The organism is Ornithinimicrobium panacihumi (assembly GCF_052073805.1).
Classification (GTDB): domain Bacteria; phylum Actinomycetota; class Actinomycetes; order Actinomycetales; family Dermatophilaceae; genus Ornithinicoccus; species Ornithinicoccus panacihumi.
The window spans coordinates 36,829-56,202 of the sequence record NZ_JBQGWG010000017.1; the positions used below are offsets into that span (position 1 = coordinate 36,829).

Annotated in this window: 17 protein-coding genes, 1 tRNA gene and 1 other RNA gene; 9 read left to right on the forward strand and 10 right to left on the reverse strand. The window is 71.9% G+C overall.

From position 1 onward, the window contains the following. Nucleotides 1–383: 383 nt before the first annotated feature. Complete coding sequence (locus ACTMMA_RS13870; RefSeq protein WP_441190719.1) at nucleotides 384–1,841, reverse strand: GuaB1 family IMP dehydrogenase-related protein; 1,458 nt, start codon at nucleotides 1,839–1,841, stop codon at nucleotides 384–386. A 119-nt stretch (nucleotides 1,842–1,960) separates the two neighbouring features. Here ACTMMA_RS13870 and ACTMMA_RS13875 point away from each other — a divergent pair, with 119 nt between their 5' ends. From ACTMMA_RS13875 to pdxY, 4 genes are all read left to right on the forward strand, one after another. Further along, nucleotides 1,961–2,620 (forward strand): MBL fold metallo-hydrolase, encoded by a 660-nt coding sequence (locus ACTMMA_RS13875; RefSeq protein WP_441190720.1) that lies wholly within the window; start codon nucleotides 1,961–1,963, stop codon nucleotides 2,618–2,620. Nucleotides 2,621–2,637: 17 nt separating this feature from the next. Continuing rightward, a complete protein-coding gene (locus tag ACTMMA_RS13880) occupies nucleotides 2,638–3,129 on the forward strand; it encodes a nitroreductase family deazaflavin-dependent oxidoreductase (protein WP_441190750.1) in 492 nt (163 codons plus the stop codon). Between the two features lie 12 nt (nucleotides 3,130–3,141). After that, nucleotides 3,142–3,521, forward strand: an RNA gene (gene rnpB / locus ACTMMA_RS13885) — RNase P RNA component class A. Between the two features lie 49 nt (nucleotides 3,522–3,570). Continuing rightward, nucleotides 3,571–4,428, forward strand: coding sequence for a pyridoxal kinase PdxY (pdxY, locus tag ACTMMA_RS13890; RefSeq protein WP_441190721.1), 858 nt, complete (start codon nucleotides 3,571–3,573; stop codon nucleotides 4,426–4,428). A 20-nt stretch (nucleotides 4,429–4,448) separates the two neighbouring features. On the opposite strand, the gene ACTMMA_RS13895 is transcribed toward pdxY, so the two are convergent. From ACTMMA_RS13895 to ACTMMA_RS13905, 3 genes are read right to left on the reverse strand one after another with little or no spacing between them, the layout of a single operon-like run. After that, the gene (locus ACTMMA_RS13895) at nucleotides 4,449–5,849 is read right to left on the reverse strand and encodes an MFS transporter (RefSeq protein ID WP_441190722.1); all 1,401 of its coding nucleotides are present in this window, start codon (nucleotides 5,847–5,849) and stop codon (nucleotides 4,449–4,451) included. 19 nt (nucleotides 5,850–5,868) lie between these two features. After that, a complete protein-coding gene (locus ACTMMA_RS13900; protein WP_441190723.1) occupies nucleotides 5,869–6,669 on the reverse strand; it encodes an HAD family hydrolase in 801 nt (266 codons plus the stop codon). Between the two features lie 5 nt (nucleotides 6,670–6,674). Continuing rightward, the gene (locus ACTMMA_RS13905) at nucleotides 6,675–8,117 is read right to left on the reverse strand and encodes an RNB domain-containing ribonuclease (protein ID WP_441190724.1); all 1,443 of its coding nucleotides are present in this window, start codon (nucleotides 8,115–8,117) and stop codon (nucleotides 6,675–6,677) included. A 42-nt stretch (nucleotides 8,118–8,159) separates the two neighbouring features. On the opposite strand from ACTMMA_RS13905, the gene ACTMMA_RS13910 reads away from it, so the two are divergent. Beyond that, nucleotides 8,160–8,906, forward strand: coding sequence for a YaaA family protein (locus tag ACTMMA_RS13910; RefSeq protein WP_441190725.1), 747 nt, complete (start codon nucleotides 8,160–8,162; stop codon nucleotides 8,904–8,906). 12 nt (nucleotides 8,907–8,918) lie between these two features. Here the strand turns inward: ACTMMA_RS13910 and ACTMMA_RS13915 are convergent, their stop codons facing one another. The 6 genes from ACTMMA_RS13915 to ACTMMA_RS13940 form a co-directional block, all read right to left on the reverse strand. Next, entirely contained in the window at nucleotides 8,919–10,262 is a 1,344-nt protein-coding gene (locus tag ACTMMA_RS13915) for a bifunctional RNase H/acid phosphatase (protein WP_441190726.1), read from the reverse strand. Next, complete coding sequence (locus ACTMMA_RS13920) at nucleotides 10,259–10,996, reverse strand: zinc ribbon domain-containing protein (protein WP_441190727.1); 738 nt, start codon at nucleotides 10,994–10,996, stop codon at nucleotides 10,259–10,261. Before ACTMMA_RS13920 ends, ACTMMA_RS13915 begins: the two co-directional genes overlap by 4 nt. Nucleotides 10,997–11,047: 51 nt before the next feature. Further along, entirely contained in the window at nucleotides 11,048–11,929 is an 882-nt protein-coding gene (locus ACTMMA_RS13925) for a Nif3-like dinuclear metal center hexameric protein (RefSeq protein WP_441190728.1), read from the reverse strand. 16 nt (nucleotides 11,930–11,945) lie between these two features. Then, nucleotides 11,946–12,018 (reverse strand) — tRNA-Val (locus ACTMMA_RS13930). 86 nt (nucleotides 12,019–12,104) lie between these two features. After that, on the reverse strand, nucleotides 12,105–12,584 hold the full coding sequence (locus ACTMMA_RS13935; protein ID WP_441190729.1) for a peroxiredoxin: 480 nt from the start codon (nucleotides 12,582–12,584) through the stop codon (nucleotides 12,105–12,107). Next, on the reverse strand, nucleotides 12,581–13,015 hold the full coding sequence (locus ACTMMA_RS13940) for a DUF3052 domain-containing protein (RefSeq protein WP_441190730.1): 435 nt from the start codon (nucleotides 13,013–13,015) through the stop codon (nucleotides 12,581–12,583). The genes ACTMMA_RS13935 and ACTMMA_RS13940 overlap by 4 nt, the downstream gene beginning before the upstream one ends. A 135-nt stretch (nucleotides 13,016–13,150) precedes the next feature. On the opposite strand from ACTMMA_RS13940, the gene aceE reads away from it, so the two are divergent. The 4 genes from aceE (at nucleotide 13,151) to ACTMMA_RS13960 (ending at nucleotide 19,321) form a co-directional block, all read left to right on the forward strand. Further along, on the forward strand, nucleotides 13,151–15,910 hold the full coding sequence (gene aceE / locus ACTMMA_RS13945; RefSeq protein ID WP_441190731.1) for a pyruvate dehydrogenase (acetyl-transferring), homodimeric type: 2,760 nt from the start codon (nucleotides 13,151–13,153) through the stop codon (nucleotides 15,908–15,910). A gap of 147 nt (nucleotides 15,911–16,057) precedes the next feature. Then, nucleotides 16,058–17,236 carry a PucR family transcriptional regulator gene (locus ACTMMA_RS13950; RefSeq protein ID WP_441190732.1) on the forward strand — a complete coding sequence of 393 codons (1,179 nt, stop codon included), beginning with the start codon at nucleotides 16,058–16,060 and terminating at the stop codon, nucleotides 17,234–17,236. Nucleotides 17,237–17,327: 91 nt separating this feature from the next. After that, a complete protein-coding gene (locus ACTMMA_RS13955) occupies nucleotides 17,328–18,269 on the forward strand; it encodes an ACP S-malonyltransferase (RefSeq protein ID WP_441190734.1) in 942 nt (313 codons plus the stop codon). Further along, entirely contained in the window at nucleotides 18,266–19,321 is a 1,056-nt protein-coding gene (locus ACTMMA_RS13960; RefSeq protein WP_441190736.1) for a beta-ketoacyl-ACP synthase III, read from the forward strand. The genes ACTMMA_RS13955 and ACTMMA_RS13960 overlap by 4 nt, the downstream gene beginning before the upstream one ends. Nucleotides 19,322–19,374 lie beyond the last annotated feature (53 nt).

A 19,374-nucleotide genomic window follows, 5' to 3' on the forward strand; every position in this document is an offset into this window, starting at 1 on the left:
CTGGCGGCGACGAGCTCGTGCATCGCACCACCGTCGCCCTCGCGAGCGGAACATCTCCACCCCCGAGCTGTGGGCTGTGGACGGACCGCTCCTGGAGGGGCACCGTGTGCATGGCCACGGCACCCGTCGCTCCACCGGCCACCCTCACGCCCGGGAGCGGGACCACCGGCTGCCCCGGGATCGACCCGCCGATGATCCGTCAGCCGGTAAATGATCCATCGTCCGGTTCTTTCCGGACGACTGATCACATTCCGGCCGACGATCAACCGGCTGCGGTCACGTCGGAGAGAAGGGCGCTCGGTGCGTCACCTCCACGAGCAGCCCACCGGGCCCCGGGCACTCCACGAGCAGCCTTTCGGGTCGCGCCCTTCCAACGAACCACCTCACCAGGAGGTGTGGCGCGGACGCCCCTCCTCGTAACCGGCAGCACCCTGGATGCCCACCACCGCACGGGTGTGGAACTCCCCGATCGTGCCGGCACCGGCGTAGGTGAAGGCGCTGCGCACGCCGGAGACGATCTGGTCCAGGACGTCCTCGACGCCGGGACGGTGCGGGTCGAGATACATGCGACCCGAGGAGATCCCCTCCTCGAACAGCCCGGAGCGGGCACGGTCGAAGGCGGAGCGGTCACGGGTGCGGTTGCGCACCGCGCGGGCCGAGGCCATCCCGAAGGACTCCTTGTAGAGACGGCCGTCGACGTCGCGCATGATGTCGCCGGGCGACTCCAGCGTCCCGGCGAACCATGAGCCGATCATCACCGAGGCGGCCCCGGCCGCCAGGGCGAGTGCCACGTCGCGGGGATACTTCACGCCTCCGTCGGCCCACACCTGTGCCCCCATGCCCCGGGCGGTCTCGGCGCACTCCAGGACGGCGGAGAACTGCGGCCGGCCGACGCCGGTCATCATCCGGGTGGTGCACATGGCGCCGGGGCCGACCCCGACCTTGATCACGTCGGCTCCGGCGGCGACGAGGTCCTCGACACCGGCGCGGGCCACGATGTTGCCGGCGACGATGGGGACCCGCAGCCCGGTGCGGTCGGCGTGCTCGTCACGGACGGCCCCGACCTGCGGCAGCACCTCGATCATCTTCTCCTGGTGGCCGTGGGCGGTGTCCACGACGAGCACGTCCGCGCCGGCGGCGAGCAGCTCGGTGGCCCGGCCGGGGACGTCACCGTTGATCCCGACGGCCGCGCCGACGCGCAGCGATCCCGACTCGTCGAGCGCCGGGGCGTAGATGGCCGAGCGCAGCAGTCCCTTGCGGGTGACGACGCCACGCAGCAGCCCGGCGGCGACGACGGGGGCGAGATGGGCCCCGGACTCCTCGAGCTGGTCGAAGGCCTCCCGCAGGTCGGTGCCCTCCTCGATGACGACGCGCGGGGGCTTCATCACGTCGGCGACGGCGGCGAAGCGGTCGACCTCCTCGCAGTCCTGCTCGTTGACGATGCCGATGGGGCGGCCCGCCTCGACGACCACGGCCGCGTGGTGGGCGCGCTTGCTCATCACCGACAGGAGCTGGGCCACGGGCGCGGAGCGGTCGATCACGATGGGGGTCTCGTAGACCGCGTGGCTGGCCTTGACGCGCTCGATCGTGCGGCGCACCTCCGGCAGCGGGATGTCCTGCGGCAGGATCGCGATGCCACCACGGCGCGCGACGGTCTCGGCCATCCGCCGGCCGGCGACCGCCGTCATGTTGGCCACCACGACGGGGATGGTGGTGCCGACCCCGTCGTTGGTGCTCAGGTCCACGTCCAGCCGGGAGGTCACCGCCGACCGCGACGGGACCATGAAGACGTCGTTGTAGGTGAGGTCGTGAACCGGGTTGATGCCGTTGAGGAACTCCACGGGCGACAAGGCTATCCCGCGGCCGCGCGCCCCGTGCCCTCGGCCACACGCACGCCCGCCAGCACGTCAGGCGGCGCAGCCGCCTGCGCGGTCGGCTCCGCCGCCCTAGTCTGGAGGGTATGGAGCTCACCCACCTCGGCCATGCCGCCCTCCTCGTGGAGGTCGCCGACCAGCGCGTCCTGATCGACCCGGGCAACTTATCCGACATCGAAGACCTTCGGGACCTCACCGCGGTCGTGGTCACCCACCAGCACAAGGACCACTGCGACCCGGACCGGGTGCCCGCCCTCCTGGCGGCCAACCCGCAGGCCCGCGTGCTCGTCGAGCCGCAGACCGCCGAAGTCCTGACCGGGGCCGGCCACGGCGGGCAGACCGAGCGGATGGCCACCGGCGAGACGGTCGACCTCGGCGGACTGACACTCACGCCCGTGGGCGAGCTGCACGCCGTCATCCACCCCTACGTCCCCCGCGTCGGCAACATGGGCGTGGTCCTGCGGGCCGAGGGCTCCCCCACGCTCTTCCACCCCGGCGACTCCCTCGACGGGGAGCCCGGCGAGGTGGATCTCCTGGGCGTCCCGGTCAACGCCCCGTGGGGCAAGGTCGCCGAGACGATCGAGTTCGTCCGCCGCGTCGCGCCCTCGCGCGGTGTCCTCCCGATCCACGACGGGTTGCTCAACGACACCGGGCGGGGCATGTACCTCGGCCACGTCAAGGACTTCGGCGGCGAGGGCGGCGTAGAGGTCCTCGACCTGCGTGGGGCAGGGCCGACCTCGCTGTGAGACCCCGGGTGCCGACCATGGTCCGCGAGGGCCTGCGGACGGTGCTGCACAGCCCGCGCCTGGCGCGTAGCCCCCTCTGGTTCTACGAGCACGGTCTGGGTGGCCTGCTGGGCAGTCAGCTGCTCCGCCTGGAGCACCGGGGCCGCATCAGCGGACAGCCACGGGCCGCCGTGCTGGAGGTCTTCGACCGTCCCCGGCCAGGAGTCGTCCGCGTCGCCAGCGGGCTCGGACCCCGGTCCCAGTGGTTCCGCAACATCGTCGCCGAGCCGAGGGTGCGGGTCACCTCCGGCTGGGGCGCGCCGCAGCTGGCGCTGGCCAGGGTGCTGGACCAGCGGGAGGCCGAGCAGGCCTTCCAGACCTACCGGCAGCGCCACCCCTGGCGCTGGGCCGCGCTTCAGGGCACCCTGGCGGAGCGCCTGGAGACCGGCCGACCACCGCACGAGGTGATGCCGGTCGTCGACCTCGAGCTGCTGCATACCGAGGAAGAAGCCCCTCCCAGGTATCGTTGATCCTCACGTGGATGAGTCGGCCAGGCGGCCGCGTCGGACCTCCGGGTCCGCCGAGGAACGTCCGGGCTCCACAGGGCAAGGTGATGGCTAACGGCCACCCGGGGTGACCCGCGGGACAGTGCCACAGAGAGCAGACCGCCCACCGGTTCGCCGGTGGGTAAGGGTGAAAGGGTGGTGTAAGAGACCACCAGCACGCCAGGTGACTGGCGTGGCTAGGTAAACCCCACCTGGAGCAAGACCAGACAGTGCGCGCCCGAGGGCTGCCCGCCCGAGCGCACGGGTAGGTCGCTTGAGGTATGCGGCAACGCATGCCCTAGAGGGATGGTCGCCACCTCCGCAGTGCCGGTGACGGCGCGGAGGGACAGGACCCGGCGTACCGGCCGACTCATCCACGCCACCCTCCGTTGTGCCTCGCCGTCCTGGTGGTGGCACCATGGCCCGGTGAGCACAACGATCCTGTCGATCCAGTCCGCCGTCGCCTACGGTCACGTCGGCAACTCCGCCTCTGTCTTCCCCATGCAGCGCCTCGGTGTCGAGGTGTGGCCGGTGAGCACCGTCCTGTTCTCCAACCACACCGGCTACGGCCAGTGGCGCGGGCCGATGGTCGCACCCGAGGACGTGCGCGAGGTCATCACCGGCGTGGGTGAGCGCGGCGCCTTCGCTGAAATCGACGCGGTGCTGTCCGGCTACCAGGGCGGGGAGGAGATCGGGGGCGTCATCCTCGATGCCGTCGCCCAGGTCAAGGCCGCCAACCCCGACGCGATCTACGCCTGCGACCCGGTCATGGGCAACGCCAAGTCCGGCTGCTTCGTGCACCCGGCGATCCCGGTGCTCCTGCGCGAGAAGGTCGTGCCGCAGGCGGACCTGATCACGCCCAACCAGTTCGAGTTGGGCTTCCTGACCGAGACCGAGCCGACCGACCTCGAGTCGACGCTGGCCTCGGTCGACAAGGCCCGCGAGATGGGACCGTCCACGGTGCTGGTCACCTCGGTGCTGCAGCCGGACCGGCCGGCCGACACGATCGAGATGCTCGCCGTCCACGGCGACGGCGCCTGGATCGTGCGCACCGAGCACCTGCCGATCAAGTGCAACGGCTCCGGCGACGTGACCGCGGCCCTCTTCACCACCCACCTGCTCCAGACCGGCGACCCGGCCGAGGCCCTTGGACGGACCGTCTCCAGCGTGTGGGACCTGGTCAAGCGCACCCTGGACTCCGGCCGTCGCGAGCTGCAGCTCGTCCAGGCCCAGGAGGAGATCGCCAACCCGCGTATGCAGTTCGAGGTCACGCAGGTCCGCTGAGCGGCCGGCTCCTGGCCAGGTCAGGGGCGCGGCACGATCTCGGGGTCGGACGCCGGCTCGTCGTCGACCGGCTCCGGGTCACGGGCGTGGATGACGTCGTCCCGCACCGGGTCATCCTCGTCGTGGAAGGGCCCAGGACCGGGCAGGTCCCCGGCCCCCGGGGCTGGCGGGAGGAGGAACAGGCTGGCCGCCGCCGCGAAGCACAGCACGGCGGCGGTGATCCAGGCAACCAGGTAGGAGCCGGTGGAGTCCCGGGCCGCGCCCGCGACGAAGGCTCCGACGCCGGCGCCCACCATGTGCGCGGCGAAGACCCACCCGAAGACCACCGCCGAACGGTTCAGGCCGAAGTGCTCCCGGCACAGGGCCACCGTCGGCGGGACCGTGGCCACCCAGTCGAGGCCGTAGAAGACGATGAAGATCCACATCGGCGCCGACACCTCCGGCCCGAGGACCCCGTGCACGAACAGCAGGGACAGCCCGCGGAAGGCGTAGTAGCAGACGAGCAGGATCCACGGTCGGACGCGGTCGGTGAGCCAGCCCGACAGGATCACGCCGATGACGTCGAAGACGCCGACGAGCGCCAGCAGGCCCGAGGCCGTGGTCGCCGGCATCCCGTGGTCGTGGGCCGCCGGGATGAAGTGGGTCTGGATGAGCCCGTTGGTCGACCATCCGCAGACCCAGAAGGTGAAGAACAGGATCCAGAAGGCACGGCGGCGGGAGGACTCGACGAGGACGGCCACGGTCTCGTGGGCCAGCCCACGGTGGGGCCGGGCCGGCGGAGGTGGTGGCGGGGCGGCGGGGTCCTGACCCAGTGCGGTCCACCCCACGTCGCGGGGGTGGGAGGCGAAGGGCCAGACCAGCAGCGGGATGATCAGGACGGCGAAGCCGGCCACGGCCAGCGCCGCGGTGCGCCAGCCCTGGTGCTCGGCCAGCAGGACCACGGCGGGGAGGAAGACGAGTTGGCCGCAGGCGTTGGCGGCCGAGAAGATCCCCATGACCAGTCCCCGGTTGGTCGCGAACCAGCGGTTGGCCACGACCGCCCCGAACACGAGGGCCATCGCGCCGGTGCCGACCCCGACCAGCACTCCCCAGAGCAGCAGCAGGTGCCAGACCTCCTGCATGAAGACCGCCAGCCCGGCGCCCGCCGCGACCAGCCCCAGAGCTCCGGCCGCCACCCGGCGCACCGGGTAGCGGTCCATCAGGACGGCGGCGAACGGCGCGACCAGGCCGTAGACGATCAGGTTGAGCATCACCGCGGCGGACAGGTCGGTCCGACGCCAGCCGAACTCAGTCTCCAGCGGCTCGAACAGCGCGCCGGTCGTGGACCGGAAGGCTGCGGCCGCGACCAGCGCCAGGAGGGTGACCCCGGCGACGAACCAGGCGCGGTGCACCGGCCAGCGGCGCTGGGTGTCCTGGGTCATACGGCCTCCTTCACGGAGGTCAGCCGAGCAGCGCCTCCAGGGTCCGGGCGACGCCGTCGTCGTCGTTGCCGGGGATGAGGTCGGTGGCGGCGGCCAGGACCTCGGGGTGAGCGTTGGCGACCGCGAAGGAGCGCCCGGCCCAGTCGAGCATCGGCAGATCGTTGGGCATGTCGCCGAACGCCCAGACCTCCTCGGGGCGGACCTCCGGATCTTGCTGGGAGCACCAGTGTGCCAGCGCGACGGCCTTGCTCATGCCCGCCGGCCCGATCTCGGTCAGTCGTGTCGCGCCCGAGTGAGAGACCGCGGCCCGCTCACCGACCACGGCCGTGACGAGTTCGGTCAGCTCCTCGGTGTGGAGCACGTCGTGGCGGACGAGGAGCTTGCCCACCGCCCGGGCGCTCAGGCCGGGCACGTCGGTGACCTGCCAGGCGTCCCCGGAGAGGTGCTCCCCCCGGTAGGCGTGCTCGCGGGCCATCCCCTCCAGGCCCTCGGTCGCCAGCCGGATGTCGGGTATGGCCTTCCTCAGGTCGTCGATGAGCAGCGCCAGCTCCTCGGCCGGGATCAGCGTGTGGTCCACGATCTCTCGCGCCCGCAGATCGTAGGTGAAGGCTCCGTTGCCGCACAGGGCGATGTCGCCGACCCCCAGGTCGGCCAGGTCGTTCATCCACCGCGGCGGCCGGGCGGTGACCAGGATGACACCGATGCCGGTGTCCGACAGGGCGGAGAGCACGGCCCGCGTCCGCTCCGAGACCGTCCCGTCGGAGCGCAGCAGGGTGCCGTCGCAGTCGGTGGCGACCAAGGACGGCTGCGAGGAGTTCACGGCCCTCACGGCACCACGCGCAGCTGGACCCGCCCATCGAGGACGTCGACGCCCTCGACCTCGACCTCGACCCTGCTGCCCAGCTCGGCGGTCCCCTTGGCCTGGGCGCTGACCGGCGGATCGACCAGCTGGACGACGACACCCTTGGCGTGCCCGTCCACGACGACCGCGGCCAACCGGCGACCGACCTCGTCGGAGAGCACGGCCGCCTCGACGGCGCCGACGCAGGCCCTCTCCACGGCCTTGGACCGGCGGTCGGCGTGGGCCATCAGCTCGGGCAGGGTCTCCAGCGCCTCCCGTGCCCACGCCGGCACCTCGCGCCCTGTGGACAGGGCCTCGCAGATCGCCAGGGAGAAGCGGTCGACGAGCCGCCGCAACGGCGCGGTCACGTGGGTGTAGGGCGCGGCGATGGCCGCCTGGATCTGCTCCTCCTCCGGCGGGAGCGTGCCGTCGAAGGTCGTGTAGCCGGCCCCGCGGAACAGGCTCGTGGCCGCGGTGACGATCGCCAGGTGGGCAGGGTCGCTCTTGTCGAGCCGTCGCAGGAACTCGCCGTAGTTGATGTCCCTCGGCCACTCCGACCCCAGGGCCCTGACCTCGCGGCGGAAGCGTTCGACGTCCTTGTCGGGCGGGACGGGCATGGTGCGCAGGATGCCGACCCCACCGTCGAGCATCATCCGGGCGGCCACCATCCCGGTGAGCAGCGAGATCTGGGCGTTCCACTCCTCGGCCATGAGCAGGGGGCGCAGGGCCAACTGGTAGTGACCCTGCTCGTCGACCGAGACCTCCTGCTCGGGCATCGGCAGGCTCGCTCCCCCACGCGCGGCCTCGCGCCGGATCCTCAGCTCGCCGACCTCCTTGAGCAGCAGCAGGGTGTCCTCGGTCCCACCCTCGTCGACCAGCCCCTGCACCTCCTCGTAGGTGTAGCGCCGCACCGACCTGACCCGGGCCCGGTAGAGCTCGGCGCCCTGCCTCGTCCCGTCGGCCCCGAGGCGCATGTCCCAGACGTAGGCGGGACGGACGACCTCGGGCAGCAGGCTCGCCGCGCCCTCGCTGAGGACCGTCGGGTGGAGCGGGACGCGCAGATCGGGGCAGTAGTACGTCATACCCCGCAGCCGGGACTCGGAGTCCATCGCCCCTCCGGGGACGACGAAGGCCGGCGCGTCGGCGATCGCGTAGCGGATGCGGTAGCCCTCCCCGTCCCGCTCGATGTGCATCGCCTGGTCCAGATCCATCGAGCCGGGAGGGTCGATGGTGATGAACGGCACCGCCGTCTCGTCGCGCTCGGGCAGCTCGGCCACGGCGATCGCCCGCTCCACCTCGGCCAGGACCTCGGGCGGGAAGTCGAGCCGGACCTCCTGCTCCCGCCGGGCCCGGACGAAGGCCTGCTCCAGGAGCCGACCCGTCTCGGAGGCGGGGTCGACCGTCAGCTTCGTGGCGCGCTTGAGCATGCGCCCACCCTACGTGCCGGGCGCCCGGCTACCCTGCCTGACGTGCTGATCCTGTTGCCCCCGAGCGAGTCCAAGGCCACCCGACCACGGGGGGCCGCCCTGCGCCCCGACCGGCTGTCGCACCCGGAGCTGGCCGGCGCCCGCGCCACGGTCGCCGAGGCGCTGGCGACGGTGAGCTCACGTCCGGACGCGCCCCAGGTCCTGGGGGTCAGCCCCAACCTCGCCGAGGAGATCGCCCGCAACACGCGGCTGTCGACCGCGCCGTCGCTGCCGGCGCGCGACCTCTACACCGGCGTCCTCTACGACGCGCTCGACCTGGCCACCCTCGACGCCGCCGCCCAGCGGCGCGCGTCCCGCCGCCTCCTCGTCGTCTCCGCCCTCTACGGTGCGGTCCGGATGAGCGACCGCGTGGCGCCCTACCGCCTGAGCATGGGCGTCAACCTGCCGGGTGTCGGCCCGCTCGCGACCTTCTGGCGTCCCCACCTGGACCAGGTCCTCCCTGCGGCCGCCGGCCGGGGTCTGGTCGTGGACTGCAGATCCAGCACGTATGCGGCAGCCTGGGTCCCGCAGGGCGACGCCGCCGAGCGCTGGGTCACCGTCCGCGTCCCCGGTGCCACGCACATGGCCAAGCACACCCGTGGGCTGGTCGCCCGGGTGCTGTGCGAGATCCCGGACGACCCGCCCCGCCCGAGGGCGCTGGTCGACCTCCTGGCCGACCTCTTCGAGGTCGAGCTGCACGAGCCCGCCCGGGCCGGCCGCCCGTGGACCCTGGACGTGCAGCCCGCCTGAGGCGGAGGGACGCTAGTTCAGCGAGGAGTCGAGGATCCGCACCTGGGCGCTGCCGGTCGCGCCGTTGCCGTGCGTGGGCTCGTAGAGGTGGTGCGTGTCGTTGACGAACGCCACCTGCGCCACGCCGTCGGGCCAGATCTCCACGGCGCTGAGCGAGGCCGGCGCGGTCGCCAGGCCCCAGGCCCGGTGATGGTCCATCCCCAGCAGCCGCGCGAGCACGGACATCAGGGCGATGCGGTGCGTGGCGACCACCACGGTGCCACCGCGCGCGATCGCCCGGGCAAGCGCTCCGGCGACCCGCTCGTCGACCTCGCGCCGCGACTCCCCACCAGGCCGCTTGTAGTCCAGGTCCCCCCGCAGCGAGCGCAGCTCGTCGCCGAAGTCCTCGACCAGCTCGGCCATGGTGCGGCCGTCCCAGTCACCGAAGCCCTGCTCGTCCCAGTCGCGGTCCTCCTCGCGCTCCACCCCCAGGGCGTCGGCGACGGCCTGCCCGGTCTGACGGGCGCGCTGCAGCGACGAGCTCACGACCGTCACCGGGCCGGGCTCGGAACGCTCGACGAGACGGACGACCGCCTCGGCCGCCGACCTGGCCTGGGCCAGCCCGGTGGCGTTGAGCGAGGGATCGGACCCTCCGCGACCGTCGAGCCTGTGCTGCTGGGTGAAGTCGGTGACGCCGTGCCGGACGAGGATGAGCCGGGTCTGTCCCTCGAGCACGGGGACGGTCTCGTCAGAGACGACCAGATCACTCACGGGGGCGCGTCCGTCACCGAAGGTGGGGCGCGCCTCCTGACGGTCCTGGTATGCGGCACCACCGCCGGCCGCGCGCGGCGCAGCGACCGGGTCGTCCTGCGCGCCGTGCGGCTCGTCGTCCTGGCCCCCCGTGTCGGAGGCGACCCGCCCCACGTGGTCGCGGATCACGGTCGTGCCGTCCATCCCGTCGTTGGACAGCTTGTCGGCGGCCTTGTTGCGGTCGCGCGGGATCCAGGTGAACTCGACCCGTCCCCCCTGTGCCTGGACCTGGTCGATGAGTCGACGGGCCTGGATCGCCAGCCGCTGCATGTCGGCGTGCTTGATCTTCCAGCGGCCCGACATCTGCTCCACGACCAGCTTGGAGTCCATGAGGACCTCGATAGAGGCTCCGCCGACCAGGTCGAGCTCGATCGCGGCGGTGAGCCCGGCGATGAGGCCTTGATACTCGGCGACGTTGTTGGAGGCCTCGCCCAGCGGTGCGGCGCGCTCGGCCAGCACCTCGCCGGTGCGAGCATCCCGGACGAGCGCGCCGTAGCCGGCCACCCCCGGGTTGCCCCGCGAGCCCCCGTCGGCCTCGATCTGCAGGGCGGGATGCAGGGGGCTCACAATCCGGACTCCTCGGTGCGCACGAGGATGCGTCCGCACTCCTCGCAGCGCAGCACCTCGTCCTCGTCGGCCGCCTTGAAGCGCGACAGGTCCACGGCGTTGAGCTCGAGGCGGCAGCCGCCGCAACGACGCTGGGCCAGGTGGGCCGCGCCCATCCCGGTCTGCTGCCGGACCCGCTCGTAGAGCGCCAGCAGGTCGGCCGCGAGGTCGTCGGTGATCGCGGCACGTCCGCCGGCCACTTCCTCCCGCTCGGCCCCGAGCGCGGCCAGCTGCTCGTCCCGGGCCTTGCGCAGGTGCTCCAGCTCGCCCTCGTGCGCCTGGACGGCGGCGGCGGCCCGGTCGGCCTGGACCTGGGCGGCCTCGACGCGCTCCATCACCTCCAGCTGCTCGTCCTCGAGCACCTGCTGGCGACGGGCGAGGGACTCCAGCTCGTGCTGCAGGCCCTGCAGGTCCTTGGCGCTCCCGGTGCCGGAGGCGAGGCGTGCCTCGTCCCTGGCGGCCCGGTCACGCACCTGCTGGACGGCCTGCTCGGCCTTGGTCACGTCCCGCTCGAGGTCGCCGAGCGCGGTCGAGGTGCGCACGACCTCGGCCTGCAGGTCCTCGTCCTGGGCCTCCAGGCGGGCGATATCGGTGAGCTCGGGCAGGCTGCGCATGCGGTGGTCGAGCTGGCTGAGCCGGGTGTCGAGCTCCTGCAGGTCCAGCAGCCGGGCCTGCATCTGGGGGTTCGCCTTCACGGCCGTGCCTCCTGTGGTCGGGATCGTCGGGTGGGTCGGGTGGTCAGGTGGTCACGTGCTCGTCGCGGGCGCCTGCGCGCCGACGACGAAGTCCCACGGGTCGGTGCGCACCTGCGAGAGCGCGATGGTCACGTCGGCGCCCAGCGCCTCGCCCAGGCGACGCTGGAGCCCGGGGAGCCAGAGCCACTCGGTCGCGTAGTGGCCCGCGTCGATCAGGTATGGGGTGTCCGCGCCGCCCGCGCGCGCGGCGGCCACCGCCTCCTCGCGTGCCTCGAGCGCGGGATGGTGGCGCAGGTCGGCCGTGACGTAGACGTCGGCGCCGCTGGCCCGGACGGCGTCGAAGGAGGAGTCGCCCGCTCCGCCGAGCAGGGCGACCCGCCGGACCTCGGCGTCGGCAGGACCGCTGACGCGGACCCCGACCGCGGTGGGCGGGAGTGCGGCGTGGAGACGCTCCGCCAGGGCGGCCAGCGTCACCGGCGCGGCCAGGTCTCCGACCCGACCCAGCTCCTGCCCCTCGCTCAGCTCCAGGGGGTCGGTGTGCGCCAGCCCGCACGCCTCGGCGAGCGCCTGCCCCACACCGGGATCGGCGACGTCGGCGTTGGTGTGCGCGCAGTAGAGGGCGATGTCGTTGACCATCAGGTCCGTGATGGCCGCGCCCTTGGCCGTGGTGGTGGCCACCGAATGGATGCCGCGCAGCAGGAGCGGGTGGTGGGTGATGATCAGGTCGACCCCGGACTCGACAGCCTCGGCGATGACCTCCAGCGTCGGGTCGACGGCCAGCAGGATGGAGGCGACCGGCTGGTCGGGGTCGCCGGCGACCAGACCGACACGGTCCCAGGACTGGGCGGTGTCCGGCGGGTAGAAGCTCTCCAGCACCGCGACGACGTCGCGCAGCCGGGGCACGTCGTGCCCCTCGCGTCGCTGTCCATCCATTCTGCTGTTGTCCACGTGGGCCCGGCCGGGTTCGAACCGACGACCTACGCGGTGTAAACGCGGCGCTCTACCAGCTGAGCTACAGGCCCCTTGGGCGGTTCATTGTGCCAGCCGCGCAGGCCAGCACCAAGCCCTCGCGCCCCACCGCCCGTGGGGCATCTCCGGGCCGTTCACCTCACAGGTCTCGGACCGCCTCGTGCAGGACGCCGATCGGGCGCTGCTCACCCGGTCCGTGCACCAGGCTCCACCGCACCGTCATGTCGGGACCGACGAGGAAGGTGCCGCGCAACGCCATACCCGAGCCTTCGTCGAAGACGCCGTAGGCCCTCGCGGCCTCGCCGTGCGGCCAGAAGTCGGACAGCAGCGGGAAGCGGTAGCCCTCGTGCGCCGCCCAGGCCTTCAGCGCGTAGGTGGCGTCGCAGGAGATCGCCACGACCTGCACCCGGTCGTTGGCGAACTCGTCGATGTTGAGCTGGATCTCCAGCAGCTCCCCGGTGCAGATCGAGGAGAAGGCGAAGGGATAGAAGACCAGCAGCACGTGGCGGTCGGCCACGAAAGCCGACAGAGTCGTCGGATCACCGTGCTGGTCGGGCAGGGTCAGGTCGGGGGCCCGGTCACCGATCAGCGGGACCCGACCGGCCAGGTCTGGGCTCATCTGCGGCCCACGAGTCGCTGGCCCACCCACGAGCCCATCGGCACCCCGCCGGCGGCGGTCAGCGAGCACACCGTGCAGGCGTCCTGCAGGTCTGCGGCCTGCACCCGGTCGTCGCGGCCCTTGCCGGGGGTCATCAGGGCGATGAATCCGCCCTCCTCCATCGTGGTCAGGGCATCGACCAGCTCGTCGGCCAGGTCGCCGTCCCCGTCGCGCCACCAGAGGAGCACGACGTCCACGACACCGTCGTAGTCCTCGTCCTCGAGGGGCTCGCCCACGGTCGCCTCGACGGCGGCGCGCACGTCCTCCTCGACGTCCTCGTCATAGCCGTACTCGATGACGATCTGGCCCGGGGCGAACCCCAGCCTCGACACCGCTGCCGCCAAGGGGCCGGCCTCGCCCACGTCCACGCCCTGCTTCCTCTCGATGCTCATGGTGGGCACTACACAACTAGATCGGTGCGGCGGTGTAAAGCCCGGGTGCGGTTGACGTTGCGGAAGCACCGGGGGCGGGAAGGTGGGCACCTCATGACAGACTTGCCTCGTCTACGTCGTCGAAAGGAACCCCTGATGGCCATGGAGCGCCCCGTCGGACCGATCCTCAACGGTCTGCCGAGCCAGGTGCCGGACACCGATCCGGACGAGACCCAGGAGTGGCTGGACTCCCTCGACGCCGCGATCGAGGCCGGTGGTCGTGGACGAGCCCGCTATCTCATGCTGCGGATGCTCGAGCGGGCCCGTGACTCCCAGGTGGGCCTGCCGTCGCTGACCACCACTGACTACATCAACACCATCCCGCCGGAGCGCGAGCCCTGGTTCCCGGGGGATGAGGACATGGAGCGCCGCTACCGCGCCTGGATCCGCTGGAACGCCGCGGTCATGGTCCACCGCGCCCAGCACCCCGACATCTCGGTCGGCGGCCACATCTCCACCTATGCCTCGATCGCGACTCTGTGGGAGGTCGGTTTCAACCACTTCTGGCGCGGCCGCGAGCACGAGGGCGGCGGCGACCAGATCTTCTTCCAGGGCCACGCCTCCCCCGGCATCTACGCCCGCGCCTTCCTCGAGGGCCGCCTCTCCGAGCACGACCTCGACGCCTTCCGGCAGGAGAAGAGCAAGGGCCTGGAGGAGGGCGTCACCCCGCTGCCCTCCTATCCCCACCCCAAGGGCATGCCCGAGTTCTGGCAGTTCCCGACGGTGTCGATGGGCCTGGGCCCGATGAACGCCATCTACCAGGCGTCCTTCAACAAGTACCTCCACAACCGGGGCATCAAGGACACCAGCCAGCAGCACGTGTGGGCCTTTCTCGGCGACGGTGAGATGGACGAGCCCGAGTCGCGCGGTCTGCTTCAGGTCGCGGCCAACGAGGAGCTGGACAACCTCACCTTCGTGGTCAACTGCAACCTCCAGCGCCTCGACGGCCCGGTCCGCGGCAACGGCAAGATCGTGCAGGAGCTGGAGAGCTTCTTCCGCGGCGCCGGGTGGAACGTCATCAAGGTCCTGTGGGGCCGTGGCTGGGACGAGCTCATCGCCAAGGACACCTCCGGCGCGCTCGTCAACCTGATGAACACCACCCCCGACGGCGACTTCCAGACCTTCCGCGCCAACGACGGCTCCTGGATCCGCGACCACTTCTTCGCCCGCGACCCACGCACCAAGGAGATGGTCAAGGACTGGAGCGACGACGACATCTGGTGGAAGCTCAAGCGCGGCGGTCACGACTACCGCAAGGTCTTCGCCGCCTACCAGGCCGCGATGAACCACACCGGTCAGCCCACCGTGATCCTGGCCAAGACCATCAAGGGCTACAGCCTGGGCACCCACTTCGCGGGCCGCAACGCGACGCACCAGATGAAGAAGATGACGCTGGAGGACCTCAAGGGCTTCCGCGACAACCTCAAGATCCCGATCACCGACGAGCAGCTCGAGGCCGACCCCTACAAGCCGCCGTTCTACCACCCGGGTGAGAACGACGAGGCGATCCAGTACATGAAGGAGCGCCGGCGCAAGCTGGGCGGCTACCTGCCCCGTCGCGACCCGCAGAAGGCCGCGCAGATCACGCTGCCGGACGAGAAGGTCTACGAGGTCGCCAAGAAGGGCTCGGGCAAGCACAACGTCGCCACCACGATGGCCCTGGTCCGCATCTTCAAGGAGTGGATGCGGGACAAGGAGTTCGGCAAGCACCTCGTGCCGATCATCCCCGACGAGGCCCGCACCTTCGGCATGGACGCCTTCTTCCCGAGCGCGAAGATCTACAACGTCCACGGCCAGAACTACACCTCCGTCGACGCCGACCTCATGCTGGCCTACAAGGAGTCGACCGAGGGCCAGATCTGGCACGTCGGCATCAACGAGGCCGGCTCGGTCGCGGCCTTCACCGCGGCCGGCACCTCCTACGACACGCACTCCGTGCCGATGGTGCCCTTCTACATCTTCTACTCGATGTTCGGCTTCCAGCGCACCGGCGACGGCATCTGGGCCGCCGCCGACCAGATGGCCCGCGGCTTCATGATCGGCGCCACCGCCGGACGCACCACGCTCACCGGCGAGGGCCTGCAGCACGCCGACGGGCACTCCCAGCTGCTCGCCTCGACCAACCCGGCGTGCATCTCCTACGACCCCGCCTATGCCTACGAGCTGGCGCACATCCTGCCCCGGGCTCTGGAGCGGATGTACGGCGAGAAGCCCGAGGACGTCTTCCACTACATCACCGTCTACAACGAGCCGATGCAGCAGCCGGCCGAGCCGGAGGACGTGGACGTCGAGGGCATCGTCAAGGGCATGCACCGGATCAAGGCCACCCAGCCCGCGAGCGAGGGCAAGCACGTGCGCCTCCTCGCCTCCGGCGTGGGTGTGCCGTGGGCGTTGGAGGCCGAGGAGCTGCTGCGCGAGGACTGGGGCGTGACCGCCGACGTCTGGTCGGTCACCTCCTGGAACGAGCTGCGCCGCGAGGCCATGGCCTGCGACGAGTCCAACTTCCTGCACCCCGACCAGGAGCGTCGCGTGCCCTACGTCACGCAGCGCCTCGCCGAGGGCGTCGGCCCGGTCATCGCCTCCAGCGACTGGATGCGGGCGGTCCAGGACCAGATCGCGCCGTGGGTGCCCGAGGACTTCTACGCCCTCGGTGCCGACGGCTTCGGCTTCGCCGACACCCGCGCCGCGGCCCGCCGCTTCTTCCACATCGACGGCCCGTCGATGGCGGTCAAGGCCCTGCAGATGCTCGCCGACCGTGGGGAGATCGACCCGCAGATCCCGATGCAGGCCGCGCAGAAGTACCGCCTGCTCGACGTCAACGCCGGCACGTCCGGCAATGTCGGAGGCGACGCCTGACCGACGACCGACGGTGAGGGGGTATGTGGTGGCGCGCCACCGCATACCCCCTCACCTGTGTCCGGCGACCGTAGGGTGACCGGGCGGAGCAGTGGCTGACCACGGCGAGGCTGCTGCTCGGGCACGAGGCGTCGTTAGGCTTGGCAGGTGCCTGAGCGTCATCCCGCCCCCGAGCCGTTGTCGCGGCGCGCCAGCGCCCTGGCCACCCTGGCGACGAGGCGGATCGAGGAGGAGCACGCCTGGTTCCGCGAGCTCAGTCCCGACGACCGGTCCTGGGTCTCGGTGATCGTCCAGGGCGGCATCGCCGCGCTGCTGGAGTGGTACGACCGTGGCGCCCCCGTGGACGCCGTCCCCGACGCCATGTTCGCCGAGGCGCCGCCGAGCCTGGCCCGCACGATCACCCTGCGGCACGCCCTGGAGCTGACCCGCACGGCCGTGGCCGCGATCGAGGAGGCGGTCCCGGACCTGGTGCCGGCCCGTCGGCGGGCGGCGCTGACCGAGGCCGTCCTGCGCTACTCCCGCGAGGTGGCCTTCGCGGCGGCACGCGCCTACGCACGCGCCGCCGAGCAGCGCGGCGGCTGGGACGCACGGCTCGAGTCGCTGGTCGTGCACGCCGTGATCCGCGGCGAGGCCGACCAGACCCTCGCCTCCCGCGCGGCCGAGCTGGGGTGGGAGGACGTCGCCGCCGTCTCCGTGGTGGTCGGGTCCCTGCCCGAGGGCGAGTCCGGGCCGACCATGCACGCCCTGCGGGAGGCGGCCCGGGCCCTCGGCAGGGAGGCTCTCGTGGCAGCCCACGGCCCTCGCCTGGTCTGCATCCTCGGCGCCGCGACCGATCCCCTCGTCGACGTGAGCGCCCTCGTGGAGCACTTCGGCCCCGGGCCGGTCGTCGTCGGGCCTCGGGTCCCGCACCTGTTCGCGGCAGGGCGCAGCGTGCGGGCCGCGCTGTCCGGCTGGGACGCCTCCCGGGGCTGGCCCGCCGCCCCCACCCCGGTGCTCGCCGACGACCTGCTGGCCGAGCGGGCCCTGCTCGGGGAGCAGCACGCCCGCCGCATCCTGGTCTCGAGGGTCTACGGACCGTTGCGGGAGGCCGACCTGCTCGGCACCCTCCAGACCTACCTGGACTGCGGCCGCACGCTGGAGGCCAGTGCCCGGCAGCTCTTCCTGCACCCCAACACGGTCCGCTACCGGCTGCGCAAGGTGGCAGACGGGGTCGGCCTGGACCCACTGGACCCACGTGACGCCTGGGTGCTGCAGGTCAGCCTCGCCCTGGGTCGCCTGAGCGACGGCGGCCGGTCGTGGCGCGAATCCTGGCGAGAGTCCCGCTGACCTGATTTGGAGGGTTCCTCCAACGAGAGGGCTCAGAGTTGGGTCGAATCGTTGACGCCACCGTGCGGGTCCTACAGGCACAGTGAAAGACGTGCTTGTCATCGTCGCGCCCGGACAGGGCTCCCAGTCCCCCGGTTTCCTCTCCCCCTGGCTCGAGCTCCCCGGCGCTCGCGCCCAGCTGGAGGCCCTCTCGGAGACTGCCGACCTCGACCTGGTGGCCCACGGCACCGTCTCGGACGCCGAGACCATCAAGGACACCGCCGTCGCCCAGCCCCTCATCGTCGGCGCCGGCCTCCTGACGCTCCGGGCCCTCCTCGGGGACGCCCCCGACTCGATGGCTCCCGTCGCGGCCACGGCCGGGCACTCGGTCGGCGAGCTCACCGCGGCGGCCGCCGCCGGCGTGCTGACGACGGATGAGGCCATGACCCTGGTGCGGGAGCGGGGCCGTGGCATGGCCGAGGCCGCAGCGCTGACGCCCACGGGCATGAGCGCGGTCCTGGGAGGCGACCCCGACGAGGTCGTCGCGACGCTGGAGCGGCACGGACTGACCCCCGCCAACATGAACGGCGCCGGCCAGGTCGTGGCCGCCGGCACCATGGAGCAGCTCGCCGCACTCACGGACGATCCGCCGGCCCGGGCCCGCGTCATCCCCCTCCAGGTCGCCGGCGCCTTCCACACCCACCACATGCAGCCCGCCGTCGAGCGCCTCGCCCGGCACGCCGCGGACATCACCCCCCGCGATCCGGGCACCGTGCTCGTCTCCAACGCCGACGGGCAGCCGGTCGCCAGCGGCACCGACGCGCTCGCCCGCCTGGTCAACCAGGTGTCGAACCCCGTCCGGTGGGACCTGACGATGGAGACCTTCTCCTCGATGGGCGTCACCGGCCTGATCGAGCTGGCGCCCGCCGGGACGCTGGTCGGCCTGGCCAAGCGCGGCCTCAAGGGTGTGCAGACCGTGGCGCTCAAGACGCCCGACGACCTCGAGGCCGCCCGCCAGCTGGTGGCCGAGCACGGTAAGGAGAACCCCCTGTGAGCACGACCTCGGCATCCTCGACCACGCCCGCCAAGACCATCTCGGTCAACGAGACGATCAGGCACGCCCGCATCCACGGCCTGGGCGGCTACCGCCCCGAGCGCGTCGTCACCAACGAGGAGATCTGCCAGTGGATCGACTCCTCCGACGAGTGGATCCAGCAGCGCTCCGGCATCGTGACCAGGCGGTTCGCGCGCGAGGACGAGACGGTCATCGACATGGCCGAGGCCGCCTCCGTCCAGGCCCTGGATCGGGCCGGCATCGGGCCGGAGCAGATCGGCGCCGTGGTCATGGCCACGGTCAGCCACCCCTACCAGACCCCCGCCGCCGCCCCGGAGCTGGCGCACCGCCTCGGGATCCCCAACCCGGCCGCGTTCGACATCTCCGCGGCCTGCGCCGGCTACTGCCACGGGATCTCGATCGCCAACGACATGGTCCGTGCCGGGACGGTCGACTACGTCCTCGTCGTCGGCGTGGAGAAGCTGTCGGACTTCACCGACAAGCACGACCGCGGGTCGGCCTTCATCTTCGGTGACGGCGCCGGCGCGGCGGTGGTCGGCATCTCCGACTTCCCGGGCATCGGCCCCACCCTCTGGGGCAGCCTCGGCGACCAGCGCGACGTCATCACCCAGCGTGAGTCCTGGACCGGCCTGCGGCCGGCGATGGAGGACGCCGATCGCGACGAGGACATCGAGTGGCCCGCCTTCGTGATGCAGGGCCAGACGGTCTTCCGGTGGGCCGTCTTCTCGATGGCGCCGGTCGCCGTCGAGGCGGTCAAGGCCGCCGGTCTCACCCCCGACGACCTGGACGCCTTCGTGCCCCACCAGGCCAACATGCGGATCACCGACGCGATGATCAAGGCCCTCAAGCTGCCCGAGCACGTGCCGGTCGCTCGTGACATCGCCGAGACCGGCAACACCTCGGCCGCCTCGATCCCGCTGGCCATGTCCCGCATGCTCGACGAGGGCGAGGCCCCGCACGGCGGCATCGCCCTGCAGATCGGTTTCGGCGCCGGCCTGGTCTACGCCGCCCAGGTCGTGGTCATGCCCTAGTGCCGCACGGCACTCCCCCGCTCCCGAGGCCCGGCGGGCGCAACATCACCGGG

Bases quoted from the DNA above. Each gene is read 5' to 3' on its own strand.
- ACTMMA_RS13935 (WP_441190729.1), bottom strand. From the start codon at position 12,584: ATGAGCCCAGACCTGGCCGGTCGGGTCCCGCTGATCGGTGACCGGGCC.
- aceE (WP_441190731.1), top strand. From the start codon at position 13,151: ATGGCCATGGAGCGCCCCGTCGGACCGATCCTCAACGGTCTGCCGAGC.
- ACTMMA_RS13875 (WP_441190720.1), top strand. From the start codon at position 1,961: ATGGAGCTCACCCACCTCGGCCATGCCGCCCTCCTCGTGGAGGTCGCC.
- ACTMMA_RS13905 (WP_441190724.1), bottom strand. From the start codon at position 8,117: ATGCTCAAGCGCGCCACGAAGCTGACGGTCGACCCCGCCTCCGAGACG.
- ACTMMA_RS13925 (WP_441190728.1), bottom strand. From the start codon at position 11,929: ATGGATGGACAGCGACGCGAGGGGCACGACGTGCCCCGGCTGCGCGAC.
- ACTMMA_RS13940 (WP_441190730.1), bottom strand. From the start codon at position 13,015: ATGAGCATCGAGAGGAAGCAGGGCGTGGACGTGGGCGAGGCCGGCCCC.
- ACTMMA_RS13895 (WP_441190722.1), bottom strand. From the start codon at position 5,849: ATGACCCAGGACACCCAGCGCCGCTGGCCGGTGCACCGCGCCTGGTTC.
- ACTMMA_RS13880 (WP_441190750.1), top strand. From the start codon at position 2,638: ATGGTCCGCGAGGGCCTGCGGACGGTGCTGCACAGCCCGCGCCTGGCG.